Annotated in this window: 1 protein-coding gene; it reads right to left on the minus strand. The window is 43.3% G+C overall.

Annotated features, from left to right (window positions below):
* Window positions 1-447: indole-3-glycerol phosphate synthase TrpC (locus tag HC175_RS17575; RefSeq protein ID WP_168139585.1), on the minus strand; the 447-nt coding region annotated here is incomplete at its 3' end.
* Window positions 448-503: the final 56 nt, after the last annotated feature.

The following is a 503-nucleotide window of genomic DNA, read 5'->3' on the forward strand; positions in this document are numbered from 1 at the left end:
TTCAATTTGCTTCGGCTTCAGCAGGGCTGCGATCAGGAGGATCACATCAGCACCCATGGCTTTTGCTTCATAAAGCTGATATTCATCTATTATAAAATCCTTCCGCAGCAAGGGCAATTGTACTGTTTCTCTTGCCACAGCCAGATCGTCAAGGCTGCCGCCGAAGAAATCTTCATCTGTGAGCACAGAAATTCCGGAAGCTCCGGCAGCTTCATAAGCTTTGGTCACTTCAGCAACATCGGCACCAAGATTTATTTCGGGGTGAGACGGGGAGCGCCTTTTAAATTCAGAAATAATTCCTGTTTTAGAATTTTTCAGATTCTCCTTTAACGAAAAACATTTTCGCTTGAAGTGGGGTAGCATCTGGAGCGTTTCTACCGGAACTTCTTCCTTAAGCATCTCCACTTCCTCTTTTTTCCTTGCTGCTATTTTATCGAGTATGTTCATTTTTCTAATTTAATTGCTGAAGCTTTTTGAATGCCTGCAGTGCCTTTCCTGAAGCA

Source organism: Salinimicrobium oceani (genome assembly GCF_012037645.1).